Origin of the sequence: Martelella sp. NC20 (assembly GCF_013459645.1) — a bacterium.
Taxonomy (GTDB): domain Bacteria; phylum Pseudomonadota; class Alphaproteobacteria; order Rhizobiales; family Rhizobiaceae; genus Martelella.
The window spans coordinates 4,114,927-4,130,278 of sequence record NZ_CP054861.1 but is presented as its reverse complement, the minus strand read 5'-3'; the positions used below and the strand labels follow the sequence as shown (position 1 = coordinate 4,130,278).

13 protein-coding genes are annotated in these 15,352 nt (G+C 57.7%); 7 read left to right on the top strand and 6 right to left on the bottom strand.

Translation table 11 applies throughout. From position 1 onward, the window contains the following. Positions 1-18: 18 nt before the first annotated feature. A complete protein-coding gene (locus HQ843_RS19795) occupies positions 19-1,263 on the bottom strand; it encodes a quaternary amine ABC transporter ATP-binding protein (protein ID WP_180901565.1) in 1,245 nt (414 codons plus the stop codon). Between the two features lie 383 nt (positions 1,264-1,646). Here HQ843_RS19795 and HQ843_RS19790 point away from each other — a divergent pair, with 383 nt between their 5' ends. The 4 genes from HQ843_RS19790 (at position 1,647) to uxaC (ending at position 5,841) form a co-directional block, all read left to right on the top strand. Further along, positions 1,647-2,282 (top strand): J domain-containing protein, encoded by a 636-nt coding sequence (locus HQ843_RS19790; protein ID WP_180901566.1) that lies wholly within the window; start codon positions 1,647-1,649, stop codon positions 2,280-2,282. A gap of 27 nt (positions 2,283-2,309) precedes the next feature. Further along, positions 2,310-3,641 (top strand): dGTP triphosphohydrolase, encoded by a 1,332-nt coding sequence (dgt, locus tag HQ843_RS19785; protein ID WP_210275313.1) that lies wholly within the window; start codon positions 2,310-2,312, stop codon positions 3,639-3,641. A 160-nt stretch (positions 3,642-3,801) separates the two neighbouring features. Next, the gene (locus HQ843_RS19780; RefSeq protein ID WP_180901567.1) at positions 3,802-3,942 is read left to right on the top strand and encodes a hypothetical protein; all 141 of its coding nucleotides are present in this window, start codon (positions 3,802-3,804) and stop codon (positions 3,940-3,942) included. Between the two features lie 489 nt (positions 3,943-4,431). Further along, positions 4,432-5,841, top strand: coding sequence for a glucuronate isomerase (gene uxaC, locus HQ843_RS19775; protein WP_180901568.1), 1,410 nt, complete (start codon positions 4,432-4,434; stop codon positions 5,839-5,841). 150 nt (positions 5,842-5,991) lie between these two features. On the opposite strand, the gene HQ843_RS29790 is transcribed toward uxaC, so the two are convergent. Further along, on the bottom strand, positions 5,992-6,120 hold the full coding sequence (locus HQ843_RS29790) for a DUF983 domain-containing protein (protein ID WP_256432957.1): 129 nt from the start codon (positions 6,118-6,120) through the stop codon (positions 5,992-5,994). A gap of 227 nt (positions 6,121-6,347) precedes the next feature. Here HQ843_RS29790 and HQ843_RS19765 point away from each other — a divergent pair, with 227 nt between their 5' ends. Both HQ843_RS19765 and HQ843_RS19760 read left to right on the top strand, forming a co-directional pair. Continuing rightward, entirely contained in the window at positions 6,348-8,618 is a 2,271-nt protein-coding gene (locus tag HQ843_RS19765) for a putative bifunctional diguanylate cyclase/phosphodiesterase (RefSeq protein WP_246710441.1), read from the top strand. A 178-nt stretch (positions 8,619-8,796) separates the two neighbouring features. Further along, the gene (locus tag HQ843_RS19760; protein ID WP_180901569.1) at positions 8,797-9,042 is read left to right on the top strand and encodes a hypothetical protein; all 246 of its coding nucleotides are present in this window, start codon (positions 8,797-8,799) and stop codon (positions 9,040-9,042) included. 375 nt (positions 9,043-9,417) lie between these two features. Here the strand turns inward: HQ843_RS19760 and HQ843_RS19755 are convergent, their stop codons facing one another. The 4 genes from HQ843_RS19755 to HQ843_RS19740 all read right to left on the bottom strand — a co-directional run bounded on the left by HQ843_RS19755 (position 9,418) and on the right by HQ843_RS19740 (position 14,058). After that, a complete protein-coding gene (locus tag HQ843_RS19755; protein WP_180901570.1) occupies positions 9,418-9,882 on the bottom strand; it encodes a MaoC family dehydratase in 465 nt (154 codons plus the stop codon). 32 nt (positions 9,883-9,914) lie between these two features. Next, positions 9,915-11,843: a TRAP transporter large permease gene (locus tag HQ843_RS19750; RefSeq protein ID WP_180901571.1), complete on the bottom strand. Its 1,929-nt coding sequence runs from the start codon at positions 11,841-11,843 to the stop codon at positions 9,915-9,917. Between the two features lie 82 nt (positions 11,844-11,925). Next, on the bottom strand, positions 11,926-12,945 hold the full coding sequence (locus tag HQ843_RS19745) for a TRAP transporter substrate-binding protein (RefSeq protein WP_180903284.1): 1,020 nt from the start codon (positions 12,943-12,945) through the stop codon (positions 11,926-11,928). Positions 12,946-13,110: 165 nt separating this feature from the next. After that, entirely contained in the window at positions 13,111-14,058 is a 948-nt protein-coding gene (locus HQ843_RS19740) for a LysR family transcriptional regulator (protein WP_180901574.1), read from the bottom strand. A 157-nt stretch (positions 14,059-14,215) separates the two neighbouring features. Here HQ843_RS19740 and HQ843_RS19735 point away from each other — a divergent pair, with 157 nt between their 5' ends. Continuing rightward, positions 14,216-15,337, top strand: a complete 1,122-nt coding sequence (locus HQ843_RS19735; protein WP_180901575.1) for an amidohydrolase family protein — start codon at positions 14,216-14,218, stop codon at positions 15,335-15,337. Positions 15,338-15,352 lie beyond the last annotated feature (15 nt).

Genomic DNA, 15,352 nt, shown 5'->3' with positions numbered 1-15,352 from the left:
GTCTGTCTTCCTCTCGGCTTACTTTATAGCCGGCTGGCTGGGGGCCGGCGCCTGCTTTTTGGCTTCTTCTTCGGCGAGCGGGGGAGGCGGCTCCTCCGTATCGGCGGTCAGCTGTTCGAAGATCGCTTCCTGGGAAACGACGCCGACGAGCTTGCCGGCATCATTGGTCACGGCCATCGGCACGCCGGCCTGGGCGGCGCCATAGACCTCGTTCAGGAACGAGCCTTCGGAAACCGTCGGCGGTTCGGCATACATGACCTCGCGCACCGGAGTGGCGCGGGCGGCCCCCATCGCGTCCGAGCGCATCAGCAGCCCGACCGGCACGCCCTTTTCGACGACATAGGCGAGATCGGACTTGGCCTTGTCCATCACCGCAAGCGCATCGGCCGTGGTCGAATCGACCTTCACCCATGCGGCATCCTGCGAGATATCGGAGACCTTGAAGACCCGGCTGCGGTCGATGTCGGAAACGAAGGCGCGGACATAGTCATCGGCGGGCTCGGAGACGATTTCCTGCGCCGTGCCGACCTGCACGAAGGCGCCGTCCTTCATGATGGCGATGCGGTCGCCGAGGATCATGGCCTCGTTGAGGTCGTGGGTGATGAAGATGATGGTCTTCTTCAATTCTTTTTGAAGAACCATCAGTTCGTCCTGCATTTCGCGCCGGATCAGCGGGTCGAGCGCGCCGAAGGGCTCGTCCATCAGCAGGATTTCGGGGTCGTTGGCAAGCCCGCGCGCCAGACCGACGCGCTGCTGCATGCCGCCGGAAAGCTGGCTCGGATAGCTATTGGCATAGGCCTCCAGTCCGACCTTGGCGAGCGAGGCGCGCGCCACCTTGTGACGCTCTTCCTTGCCCATGCCCTTGAGCTTCAGGCCGAAGGCGACGTTGTCTATGATCGTTTTATGAGGAAACAGCGCGAAGTGCTGGAAAACCATGGTAATTTTCTGGCGGCGGACCTCCCGAAGCGTTTCCTTGTCGCAAGAGGCCACGTCGACATCGTCGATGATGATTTCGCCGGCGGTCGGCGGGATCAGGCCATTCAGCGTCCGCACGATCGTCGATTTCCCGGAGCCGGAAAGGCCCATTATGACGAAGATTTCGCCCTCATTGACCTCGAAACTGACATTGTCGATTCCGACGGTGACGCCGGTCGCCTTGAAGATGTCTTCCTTGCTTTCGCCGGCGGCGAGGCGGCGCGCGCCTTCGCCGTCGTCATCATTGAATAGCTTCGACACGTTTTTGGCGGTCAGTTTGACGCTCATACTGGTTCCTTCTTCGGCGGACGTCCGATTGTCCTGGCGCTGGGTGCCAGCGCTTGCACGCGGTAAAACACAACGGATGCGTGCGGACGATGATCCCGCATGGTGCGGGTATGCGAAGCCTCATACGGCGTCGCTCGGGCCTCCAGATAAGCAATGGTGGAGGCTTGCCGCAAACATGGTTTTGTCGGCGGCACGGCTGTTGTGTAGAATTTGGACGCCCGAATGTCAAATTTGCGGCCATAAAGTGCCACGCGGGGCCAGCAGCCCGGTTTAGTCGCATTGCGCGCGATTGAAGCGGATTTACACCGCCTTTCAGCTTGAACAGGCGGGGCGGGCGCGCTAGTCCATGGGACGTTGTTGAACGGGATAGCAAGGGTGACGGTTTGATCGATCCCTATGAAGTGCTGGGCATAAATCGCGATTGCGACGGCGAGGCCGTGCGCGCGGCGTACCGGCAGCTTGCCAAGGAAGCGCATCCCGACAGCGGCGGCGACGGCGACCGCTTCGCCCGCCTTCAGGCTTCCTACGACCTGTTGAAGGACCCGGTGCGCCGCAGGGTGTATGATGATACCGGCTATGACCCCGAACTCGCCGACGCCAAGGATCTGAAGGGCGTGCTGCTGCTCGAACCGCTGGTCAACGAGATGATCCTCGATGAGCGCGAGCCGGGCAGTTTCGATCCCGTGGCGGCGATGCGGCGCAAGCTTTCCGATGACATCCTGAAGAGCCGTTTCCACATACTGGAGCTGGAGCGCCACCGCGCACGGGTGCGCAAGCATATGGCGAGGCTTGCCCGGCGCAAGCGCGACAAGGGCAGTTCCGATGTGCTGGGATCGATGCTGCGGGCGCGCAGCGAATCGATCGGGGAGGCGATCCGCAATGCCGAAACGCAGATCGAGGCGATCGAGCAGGCCTATGTGATGCTTGAAGGCTATGCCTACGAACTCGAGCATGATGGCGAAGCGGATACCGACAAACATCTGGAAGACAAGACCGCGCAGGGCAAGGCTGCGGAATAACGGGGTTTCCGACCGGGGGACAGGAATATGGCTGAAATGGAATGGTCGCTTCTGCTCGACCTCGAACGTCTCCAGCGTCCCGACCAGAAGGCCTCTCCCCGCCGTCCGGCATGGGACCAGGATGCCGACCGGATCTCGTTTTCGGCGCCGTTCCGCAGGCTTGCCAACAAGACCCAGGTCCATCCGCTTTACGACCACGACCACATCCATCACCGGCTGATACACAGCGTCGAGACCGCAAGCGTCGGGCGTTCGCTCGGGCTGGAGGTCGGCTACTGGCTCGAGCAGGAAGGCAAGGTCGATCCGGGCGGCCAGGCGATTGTCGCGGGCCTCGTGCATGCGGCCTGCCTTGCCCACGATATCGGCAATCCGCCATTCGGCCACTCCGGCGAAGCGGCGATCGGCGCGTGGTTTGCCGAGCGGTTCGACCGGGGCGAGGGGCTGTTTTTTGACCGCGAGACCTGTTTTGCCGAGGAATTCGAGGCATTCGAGGGCAATGCCCAGGGCTTTCGCATCCTCACCCGGCTGGAAATGAACCGGCCGGGCGGCATGCGGCTCACCCATGGGACGCTCGGCGCGTTCATCAAGTATCCGGTGACGGCCAGGGTCCGCAAGAAATTGGCGGTCCACGACGGCGGTCTGAAGAAGTTCGGCGTGTTCGAAAGCGAGCGCCCCGAGCTTGAAACTGTCGCTGCCCGTACCGGCCTGATCGCGGGCGATGCCGCGGAAAACTGGTGGCGGCGTCATCCGCTGGTTCTCCTTGTCGAGGCGGCCGACGATATCTGCTACAATATCCTCGATCTTGAGGATGCCTTCACCACCGGCGATCTCGGTTATGCCGACGTTGCGCCGCTTCTTTCGGCGGTTGCCGGCTTTTCACCGAAGGATGATCGCGGTGACTCGCCCGCCGAGAAGATCGCGGTGCTGCGGGCGGTCGCGATCGGCCGGGCATTCGAGGATTGCAGCCGGGCCTTTGCCGGGAACTATGATGCGATCATGGGCGGCAGGTTCGCCAAGGGGCTCGTCGGCGCTTCGGCCCAGGCGGCAAATTTCGCCGCGATCGAGACCCTGGCCAATGAGCGCATCTTCACATCGCCACGCAAGACCGAACTCGAGGTCATGGGCCGCAACCTGGTCCATCGCGTTCTCGACGGCATCCTGCCGGTGATCGAGGCTCTGGCCGAAGCGGACTGGCAGGCCGAGCGGCTCGACGGTTATCCCCGGCAATTGCAGCGCGCGCTGGGCATCGATCTGCGTCACGCGCGCGATCCCTACAGCGCGCTCCATGCGCTCGCCGATTACGTCTCCGGCATGACCGATCGCTATGCCGTGAAGATCGCCGGGATGATCTCGCGCTGATCTGTCCGGTGAGCGTTGAGCCGTGTTTACGCTCCGCTGAACCGAGTGTCGTTTCGCAAGCTGCCACGTCAGTGCAATGCTGGCCTGCGTCCAACCCCATACCCCGCAGGCGAGAAGTCACTATGTTGTGACTAGCAGAGCCGAAACGAGGATTTGAGAGATGAAGACCACCCGCAAGACCGAATTCAGCAACCAGCCCAATCCCCTGGTGCGTTTCGCGCGCAGCGTCGGCGAAATGTATAGCGATTATCACGAACTGAGAGCCGAAGCTCGCCGCCGCTACCCGACGGTATTCCGTTGATCTGAAATCCGAGCCCCTCCGGTGCCTGCCGGGGACGAACCCGTCCCCGGCGCGACTGTATGGCGAACCGACGCTTGGTTCGGTCTCGTCCCCCAAGAACTTGCAACCTCCGAAATAGCTGATCTCCAGCCGGGCAGCGGCTGGTCAGTCCGATCCCGCCAATAGGCGATCCCGGCCAGGGCACACCGGTCACCGCGATCGGGACCATTCCCGGACACCGCGCCCGAAGGCATTCAGCAGGTTCCTGAAGCTGAATATCCCGCCTTTCGGGTATCTTTCGGCGCTTTTTCCCGCCTCGATGAAGTCTTTTCCCGGCATTCCCCATGCGTCCCGCCACTTCTGCGTCCAGGCTGCCTGTGACGGAATGATCCGTGGTCTATCTTGCGGCCGATGCCGCCGCGATGTAACCGGCCATATCACAGTGGTTGACGGCGGCGTGCTGCACGGGTTCTGATCCGCCGCGGCCGCCACCTATCAGGAGGACAGAATATGCCCGGTTTCATCCATGACGATTTCCTGCTCGACACGGAGATGTCGCGACGCCTTTTTCACGGCTACGCGAAAGACAAGCCGATATTCGACTACCACTGCCACCTGCCGCCCGATGAACTGGCGGAGAACTACCAGTTCAAGGACCTGTGGGACATCTGGCTGCGCGGCGACCACTACAAGTGGCGCGCGATGCGGGCCAATGGCGTCAGCGAGGCGTTCTGCGCCGGCTCGGCGACGCCGCGTGAAAAATTCGATGCCTGGGCGCGCACCGTGCCGGCCACCATCGGCAATCCGCTCTATCACTGGACCCATCTGGAACTGCGGCGGCCCTTCGGTATCGATGACGTGCTGCTATCTGGCGAAACCGCCTCGGCGGTCTGGGAGCGGACAAGCGAAATGCTGGCTGAGCCCGGATTTTCGGCCCGCGGCATCGTCGACCGGATGAATGTGCATACCGTCGTCACCGTGGACGATCCCGTCGACGATCTCGTGGCGCATCGCAAGGCGAACGGCGACAGCCGGTTTCGCGCGCATGTCGTGCCGTGTTTCCGGCCGGACAGGATCTGCGACATCCGCCAGCCGGGCTTCATGGCCTATCTCGAAAAGCTGGAGGAGGTGTCGGGCGTCGCGATCACATCGATGGCCACCCTCTACGAGGCGCTGACCCTGCGGCTGGACCATTTCGCGGCGGCCGGATGCACGATCTCCGATCATGCGCTCGACGTCGTCAGCTATGAGGAGGCGACGGAATCCGAGCTCGACGCCATCCTCAGAGGCCGCCGCGATGGGGTCATTCCCACAGGCGAACAGTTTTCCGCCTACCGCACGGCTCTCCTCGTGTTCCTCGGGCGCGAATATCACCGGCGCGAATGGGCCCAGCAATATCACATCGGCGCTCTCAGGAACGTCAACACCCGCAAGGTGCGCGAGATCGGCGAGGCCTGCGGTTTCGATTCCATCAACGATCAGCCGGTCGCCATGGCGCTTGGCAGGCTGCTTGACGCGCTCGAGCAGACCGACGAACTGCCCCGGACCATCCTCTACTGCCTCAATCCTTCCGACAACGAGATGATCGCGGCGATGTGCGGTAATTTTCAGGACGGCCGCATTCCCGGCAAGATCCAGTTCGGCTCCGGCTGGTGGTTCAACGACCAGAAGGACGGCATGTTGCGGCAGATGACCCAGCTCGCCAATTTCGGACTTCTGAGCCAGTTCATCGGCATGCTGACCGACAGCCGCAGCTTCCTGAGCTACACACGCCACGAATATTTCCGCCGCTGCCTGTGTCAGCTTCTCGGCCAGGGCGTGAGAGATGGTGAAATTCCGGATGATGAAAAGCTTCTCGGCCGCATGGTCGAGGACATCTGCTTCGACAACGCCATTCGCTATTTCCAGGCGAAGGCCTGAGATATCCGTCGGGATGCTACAGTGAGGCCCCCGGCAAGCGGAACTGGCGGGGGCGAACGAAACGATCGCGTGAAGGTCTCCGCGGCTTCGCGCTGCATCGTTTACGGGCATCAGGCGTCGGCGGTTGCCGGCTTTTTACTCGGTGGAACCTCAATCCTGCCTTGCGACCAGCCGGCCCTTCAGCGGCCTCAGCAGCGGTATGCAGGATAATAACACGACCGGTATCGACACGAGGATATGGAACCAGAATGACGGCTGGAACCGAAGCCTAAAGTACAGGCCTAGACCAGGCCGCTTAGATGCGATCTGTCTGCCAACGCTGCATCGCCTCTATCGGGCAGGCACTAAAGAGAAGAACAGTTCTTCGGAAAAATTGCTCCAGTTTTCATGAACAATTGGCGATGCACGAGAGTGGGGGGCCTTCCCGGAGATCATCGCTCTGAGCGAGCGGGCAGGCAGTAGTTCAGTCAGAGCAACCCTTCAGTGGAGCACCGTTCCGGGTGACTATGCCGGCATATTTGCTTGCGTGGAAACACATGTATCTCCATAGTTTTTTGAATTTCATGACAGGTTTCGAAATGCGCAGCAATAAAAAGACTCACTTCGGTGTCGCAGGCTTCATTCTGACGCGAGCCTTCCCGATATTAGCGTTGACCGGCGTCATCGGACTTGGCGTTTTGGGGCTTTTGACCTGGGCGGGACACGAGGCTGATCGGGTTTCGTACGATCGCCAGGCGAACCTTTTTAAGTTCGTCGTCTCCCAATTGCGTTCCGATGTCGCGCATGATCAGGAAAGCGTCACCGTATGGGACGATGCCGTCGAGCGGGTACGTGCGCACGACACCGAATGGATGGACAGCAACCTCGGAGCTTGGATGCATGAGTACTTCGGACTTGACCAGGCCTATGTTCTCGATCCTGCGGATCGTCCAATTTACGCTTATGCGGATGGCGGTATCGCGACCCCGGACGCGTTTGACGTGGTCAGCGGTGAAACTCTGCCTTTGGTGCTTGCTCTTCGCCAGAAGCTGCGTATTGGCGATGACAGCCAGATCAGAGACACCGTGCTCACACTGGGCGTTTCGGATCTGGCTGTCATCCAGGACCGTCCCGCGATCGTCAGCGTCAAGCCAATCGTCTCCGATACCGGTGACATCCAGCAGACAGCCGGTGACGAAAGCGTTCACGTCGCCGTGCAGTTCCTCGATGGCAACCTGATCGAAGAGTTGCGGACGAACTACATGTTCGACGACCTGCATTTTTCGTGGGCGGCGAGCGGTGATCCAGACTATTCCAGCCAATCACTTGAGACGGCTGATGGAAGATCGACAGGCTACATGGTCTGGCATCCCCACCATCCCGGGGCTACGATGCTATCAAGGCTGATCCCGGTTCTGTCAGCCGTTATTGTCCTTGCACTTTGCGCAATAGCGTTCTTTCTGGCTCTCTATCATCACCGTACGAAAGAGCTGGAAGCGAGCGAGGAGCAGATCCGGCATATGGCGCTGCATGATCCTTTGACCGGCCTTCCCAACAGAAATTACTTCAATGAGTATGTCGATGTTGAGTTGGCCAAGGGGGCTTCCGGAACCAGCGCTCTTCTTTTCCTCGACCTGGATCGTTTCAAGCAAGTCAACGATACGCTCGGCCATCCATCGGGCGATGCGTTAATCCGAGAGTTCGGCGAGCGCTTGAAGGCTATCGTGCGTCAGGGCGATGTCGTTGCCCGCGTCGGTGGAGACGAATTCACCGTGATGCTGAGAGGGAAAGCCAGTCTGAAGGAGGTTGACGGAATCTGTCAGCGAATAGTTGATTCCGCTCGCCGCCCGTTCTTGCTCGGTGGTCAGGAAGTCTTCGTTGGAGTGAGCATTGGCGCCGCGCTGGCGCCGCAAGATGGGCTTGATCGCGTCAGTTTGTTGCGGAAGGCTGATGTCGCCTTGTACTTTTCCAAAAAGTCTGGACGCAGTCGATATTCGTTCTTTTCCGAGGATATGGATCAGTTGCTCAGCAGACGGCAGGAAATAGAAGGGGATCTGCGCGCAGCTCTGAAGACAGGCGAGACGTTTCAGGTTCATTATCAACCGATTGTTTCCGCACATGACCGCCTGGTCAAGGGCTACGAGGCCTTGCTGCGCTGGAACCATCCCAAATACGGCTCGATTTCTCCCGAGCTGTTTATTCCCATAGCCGAAGAAACCGGGTTGATAGAGGATGTCGGCGAATTTGTTTTGCGCGAAGCCTGCAGCGCTGCTGCAAAATGGTCAGGCAAAACCGTCGCTGTCAATGTATCCGGTGTCGAGCTTCGCAATGAAGGCTACGCTGCCAAGGTCAAAAGAGTTCTGTTGTCTACCGGCCTGTCGCCAGAGGCGCTTGAGTTGGAAGTGACGGAAACAACCGCGACGGATGAAGCAAGTGCTGCTGTCGACAATCTGGATGCCCTGCGGGCAATTGGAGTTCAGATCGCGATTGATGATTTCGGGACCGGCTTCTCGTCTCTTGGCCGATTGCGTTCCCTGAACGTCGATCGGATCAAGATCGACAGAAGCTTCGTCCATGGACTCGGTGAGAAAGCCGGCGATGAAGCCATAATTCGGGCCATCGTTGACCTTGCCCACGCCAGCGGGCTCAAAATAACCGCGGAAGGCGTGGAAACGTCAATGCAGGATGCAGGCCTTACCAGGATGGGCTGTGACAGCCTTCAGGGGTTCCTGTATTCGAAGCCGGTTCCACTGCGCGAGATCGAGGTTGCATCCCCTCCTGGTGGCCTCCAAAGGTAGACGCAGGGGAGGGTAAACGCAGGGGCATGGCGAATGGATTTCCCTGCGGTATGCTCTCAAGCTACCGAAAGATCATGACGAGGCCTTGGTTAAGTCATGGGCAGTGCAGAATGCACGATCTCCGTTGACATGGTTGAATATTAGAACGAAACATGAACGTTGTTGGCGGAGAGTCGAAATGTCGGAAAAACAGAAAATCATCATCATGCCCTTCAATAAAGGGAAGAGAGGCAGCCTGACAGCCGGTGAAATGCGAGAGGCGAGCTCCGCCGCCTCCGCCGAAAGAATCGTGGACGCGATGGCATCCCGCTTTGCCGGCGTCGCCGCTTTCGAGGTCACCGTCGATGATGAAAACGGATATCTTTCGAGCCCGCGTCTGCTTCACAGCAGGGGGAGCATCATCGATCTTTCGAAGGATGATTGAAAATCGGGCAGGTCGGGCTCAACGCGTTTGCCGCCATTGGAGGCAGGCGATGTTCCTTCTGAATGCGCTGGTACCCGCTTCGGGGGCGGTTACGGGGAAACTTTTTCCGGGACCCATGGCCACTCGGCATATTTGTCGCCGGTCTGGCGGATATGCGAATAGCGCCAGTTTCTTGCAATCGCAGGTCTGACTTTCACTACGGACTGTCTTGCCGTCTTGCTTTATGCGGATTTGCGCAGTGATGGATTGGACGTAAAAGAAATTAAATCAGCTATTTACGGGGCGGCGCTTGCAGAATGTGTGCACCAAGAGAACAAACGGCATCCAGTCTTCGAATTCTTTCTTTTGCTTTAGATGCATTTGCAGGTTTGTGAGCTAGGCGCGCGCCAACAAAATCATCCACTCGGCGACAAGAGCCGGTTTTTCGTGGTTTTCGATTTCAACAGAAACTTGCAACGTCAATTTCCACTGGTCGGATGTTCGTTGCTTACATGACGCGACCCAGAACCTGCCACGTATGCGCGCACCTGCCGGCACTGGAGACAAAAAGCGAATTGAATTGAAGCCGTAGTTCAAAGACATGCTCGAACCGCCAATTTCCCCGACAGCTTCGTTGAGCATGACAGACAACATCGACATCGTAAGAAAACCATGTGCGATTGTGCCGCCCAGAGGCGTTGCATCTGCACGGGCCGGGTCGATGTGAATGAATTGGTGGTCTTCCGTCGTATCGGCGAAATCGGATATCCGCTGTTGATCCATCGTGTGCCAGTCGGACAAGCCGATTTCCTCGCTCACAAGGCTGGTCAAATGCGATAACGTTATAGGCGGCTTGATCATAGAGAGCGCTCGTTAAGATGAATTCCAAAGGCCTACATCAGGGATGGCAGAAAAAGCGCGATCTGGGGAAACAGAACGATTAGCGCTGCAAGCATCATGTACGCGAGCCAGAAGGGCAGCACGCCTCTGAAGATATCGTACATGGGGACATCTTTGGCGATCGCCGAGATCGCAAACACGTTCACTCCGATCGGCGGCGTCACAACACCCAGTTCAACCATGATCACCACGAGCACGCCGAACCAAACCGGATCAAATCCGGCACTCATTGCGATCGGGAAAAACAAGGGTACCGTCAACACTAGCGCGGGAAGAGCGTTCATGAACATGCCGATGACGAGGTAAAATATGACGATAGCAGCAACGATCTGATACTTGCCGAGGTTCAAGTCCACTACGAGGCCAGCAAGCTGCTGAGTCAGGCCGCTAATGGCTATGAACCGACTGAACACGGTCGCGAACATGAAAATGATTATGATACCAGAGGTAAGCCGAAGCGTTTGTGTGATCGAGTGCCAAAAGGCGTCTACCGTGAGACGCCGCATAAACAGAGCAATCATGATTGCTCCGGTGACGCCCAGGCCCGCTGCTTCGTTTGGTGTTACAAGGCCGGAATAAATGCCACCAAGCACCATCAGCATGAGAAGGATGATAGGCCAAGTGCTTCTGCTGGCCTCGAAACGTTCCTTCCATGTACTGACTTCGCCCCGGGGCGCCAGAGAAGGATTGAGCATGGCGCGCACAGTTATGAGCGATATCAGTATAACGGTAAAAAGTATGCCGGGCAGCAGCCCGGCGATGAAAAGCTTGCCGATGGAAACTTCTGTAACCATGCCGTAAACGATGAAGGCCAGGCTTGGTGGGATCATCACGCCGATGGTCGCGGCGCAGGCAATCGAGGCCGTGGCCAGCTTCATGTCGTACCCGTAGGATTTCATCTGCGGCAGTGCGATGGATCCCATGCTGTAGACACCTGAAAGCGTATCGCCCACGATCGAGGAGAGACCCGCGCAAGCGACTGTGCTGGCCGAAGCCAAGCCACCGGGCATATGCCCGATCCAGCGATAAGCGGCCTTGTAGAGTTCTTGTGCAAACCCGGATGCGACGACGATCAATCCCATCCAGGTGAAAAGCGGCACAACGCTCCAGGTTTGGTCACTGACCACGCTGATCGCGGTTGTGCGCAAAGTGGTCAGGCTCGCAGTCGGCATAATAAGCAGGCTTATCCCCATCAAGGAGGTGACGGCCATCGACGCGGCCACGTGCACACCCAGAAAAATCAGCACGAAACACAGGATGATACAAAAGATGGCCAGCACATCACGGGAGAGCCAATTTTGCAGGAATTCCGGCCTAAAACATGCGTATGTGATGAACGCAACCAGGGCGGTCCAGATTGCAAGCACGACTAAAGCCCGGCCATCCCGCATCTCGAAAACACGACCGACGGATTCCGAAAGATTGGACAGCAGCGCCACGCCCATTAAAAGAACAAAGAGGCCGCCGACTGCAACGAATGGCCACGTGGGGATTTCGTGCACGCCCGTGACAATGCCATTGTCTTGAAGATAATCCGCTTGGAACAACATCTGCAGGGCAGTGACGGAAATGATCATGAGGGACAGCATCAGCCCGCCGGCCAGTGTGGGGTGCCGCACCCATTCCGGCATGATGCGCAATATGAGATCTACCTGAATGTGGCTGCGCTCGATTTCGACCACAGCCACGGCGCATAGCGTGGCAAGGATGGTCATCAGACCGGTGATTTCAAGGCCGCCGGGCACGACGATTGAAAACAAATTCCGCATGACGACATCGGTCGCGGTGATGGCCGCCATGAAAATCATGGCGGTGGCGCCGATATAAATCGACACTCTGCCGGGCCAGGTAACCGCCGCCCGCAAAACGTCTGCCAACCGGAATAGGGTCAGCGCTACCGGGTTAGCTACAGAGTCTACCATCGCCGGCATTCATCTCCATGATAGATAAGGTGAGCTGCGCCAGCCGTGTTCGCTGGCGCCATCCTGGTGGGATACGCTCGATTTAGTTCTGATCGTAGAGCTTCATAAGCCAGGCGGCTTCGTCGAGAATTTTCTGTCCGGGCAGACCGGCCGCATCAGCTTTGGCGACCCATTCAGCCCAGTGGGGCTGCATCTGCGCGGTCAGAGACGCTTGGTCTTCCGAACTGAGGGAGATGATCTTCTCAGCCGGAATGCTGGAGGTGGCCGCAGCCGCACTGTTGGTGGTGTTGTAGAAAAAATACATCGGTGTCACATCGGCGAGATGCGCTTTTTCTTCGTCCGATAGTTTATCGTATGTATCCTTGTTCATCACGGTCGAGTAGGTGCCGGGGTTGAGATTCAGTAACGTGTGATATTCCGTCACTTCGTTGAGCTTGAAGTTGTTGACCCAGCCCCATGCTGCTAGCACACCGTCGATCGCCCCGCGTTGCATCGCAAGATAGGCGTCGGAACCAACCATAACTGTTGCGCTAGCACCCAATTCTTCGAGCACTTTGACGCCTGCCGCATCCTGAGCGCCGAAAACCTTGCCTTTGATGGCTGACAGCTCGCGAATTGGTTCTTTTGTGTGCAAGTGCGCGCCCATAGCCACAAAGGTGGCGAGTTCGACGACGTTGTCCTCGGGTTTGAATAAATTAGTCATTTCCGGAAATTCGTCGCGAAGTCGCCAGTAAACGGTCGTTGCAATGGTCTGGTTGGGCGAAAGGCCTGGCAGTCCAAACAACTCCATCGGCACAAATTTACCCTGAAGCACCGGGTGCCACACGAAACCTAGATCGAGCACGCCTGATCCAGTGGCCTGAAGCCAATCACCAAATGGGGTTACCGAGTTAGGGGGAAAGAACCGCACTTCGGCGCGATTGTGGGTGATCTCTTCGATCTGCTTTGCGAACCGCCGGTCCATATCATTCCAAGGCGTACCGTCTGGTGACGCAAACTGCATTTTAAGTTCGATTTCTGCGGCGACCGTCGAAATTGGAGCCTGAAGCCCGACAATAGCCGCCAATGCCAACGCACAGGCGGTGCTTTTTCTAAATTTCATTTTAATTCCTCCCGTCGTCCTCCAACGACATTACGAGAGCCTTGAGCTCCCCTGCTATTTGGCGCGTCGTAGGTTTCCAAGGTCACGCTTGTGCGCGTCCCTAAAAAACGCCTCCATGGCACAGGACATTAATCGCAGTTGACTACCCCCACATACTTATTTCTTCTAAACTAATCCATTACCGGCACTTAAAGCTGGATCGACTATGCGGCGCCATTCCTCCTCGCTTTTTTTCAGTTCCTGCAAGAAGTAACTGTAAAGTTTTTGCGCGGGACGTGACAAAGGTTGGCTGGCTAGATGAATTAAGGACACCTCAACGTGCAACACTGGAAAGGTTATGGGGTTTACGATCAATCTGCTATTGCCGATTTCCTGAAGACCGATCCAATAAGGCAGGACTGACGACCAATCAGTCTGGCTCAGGAATTCAAGCCCCGCTGACAAACTGGATATTGATATCGTCCGATCCGTGGCGATTTCGCCATGCCGAACCGCCTCCTCGATCTTCGGTCGGAGGCTGTGCATTGCCGAGGGCAGAAACATATTGAGGGGGGGCACGTCATCAAGACGCATCGGCTTCATTTGCGTGAAACCGCGTCGCGCTCCGGATATCAGAGCGATCGGAAATTTTCCGATCATCGTGTCGGTGAGGCCGATTTGGCGGGATATATACTGCCCTACGTAAAAGTCGAGATCGCCGTTCGAGGCTGCCGCCACCAGAGTATCGGCGGAGCCGCTGGCGATATTGACATCAACACGTGGAAATTCGCGCGTGAAGCGGACTAATGCCTGAGGCAGTACGGATTTTGCAAGGCCAGGTACAAAACCCGCTGAAACAGATCCGCTGAGCCCGGCATCGAAGTCCTCCATCTCGATTTCCGCTTCCGAGACCGCCTTGAGTATAGCAAGACAACGATTATAGAACCGGCGCCCGGCCGCCGTCGGAGTCACACCTCTACGCGTGCGTTCGAGCAGAGTGACCTTCAATCGTCCTTCGAGCGTGCTCATCTGTTGACTGACGCCCGACGCGGTACAATTCAGTCTAATTGCGGCGGCGCTCATCGAGCCATTTTCGCATGCCGCGACAAAGTATCGTATTTGCCTCAAATCCATTGGCTTCCCTCAGGTTTCAGTATTTCAAAAGGCTAACCTAATGAAATTTAACTACCGATTACAGCTGTATCAACATAATGTTCACCTTCAGGGAGGGGGTGCGTGAAAGTACCCATCCGGTCGCTGAGCATCCAGCAGTACGGGAGGAAACATCTGCATGACGCCGCAGCAGCGAGAGCGATGGGTCGGATTAATGGGCGCACGTACCGGGTGGTGGGAGCTTTGCGCCGAAGCCGCGCTCGAGCCGGATTGGGAAATTGTCGATCCCCATTTCCATTTCTGGATTGAACATGAAGTGGCAGACCCAGCCGATCCGACGCGGAAATTACGCACGAGCCGATATTTGGCCGATGAGTTTTTGCGCGATGTGCAGAGTGGACACAGATTGACAGACTTCGTTTATATCGAGTGTGGCTCAGGATACCAAACCGATGGGCCCGATCACTTGCGGCCGGTCGGAGAAATCAACTTCGCGCTTGAACTCGCAAAATCGCTGGGTGACGGTTCAGACAGACCGCGTCTCGGCGCAATCTCGGCCCATGCTGATCTGGCTCACGCGGAGTTGGATGCCATCTTGGATCTCTATGTCGATACCGGGGGAGGTCTCGTCAGGTCAATTCGCCATAGCGCTGCGCGGCTCGAAAACCCGGCTGCGCGTCTTCTGGCGGGCGCAGCAAGGCCTGGAATCTACGCTGACCCTGCATTTCGGCGCGGTGTCGCGCGCCTTGGTGAGCGCGGCCTGGCATTCGAAGCATTCCAGTTCCACCTTCAGCTCCATGAATTGGTTGCACTCGTCAGAGAGACGCCAGGAACCACATTTATCGTGAACCATCTGGGCACTCCAATAGGCTATGGCCGCGGTCAGGAAGCGGATGAAGCGGTCTTCGACGAATGGGCGCGCGGCATAGATGCGCTCGCAGGGTTCAACAATATAATCATGAAGCTCGGCGGTATGGCGTCTCCGGTCACCGAGTACGATGCCGCCTCGCGACCACGCCCGCCCTCGTCAGAGGAGTTTGTTCGTGAGCGAGGACGCTATTTTCTATATGCCGTGCATGCGTTGGGTGCGGAACGTTGCATGTTCGAAAGCAATTTTCCGGTCGACAGTGTGTCCCTGAGTTTCACGACATTGTGGAACGCGTACAAAATCATGGCCGGCTACTATTCCGCCCGGGAACGGCAATCATTGCTGAGCGAAACGGCCCGCCGAATTTATCAGCTCGACGCAGCCCAGGCATCGTATTTGCCGCGTCCGTCCTTTTCAGCTGCAGGCCACTAAACAGAGAAGCTTTTT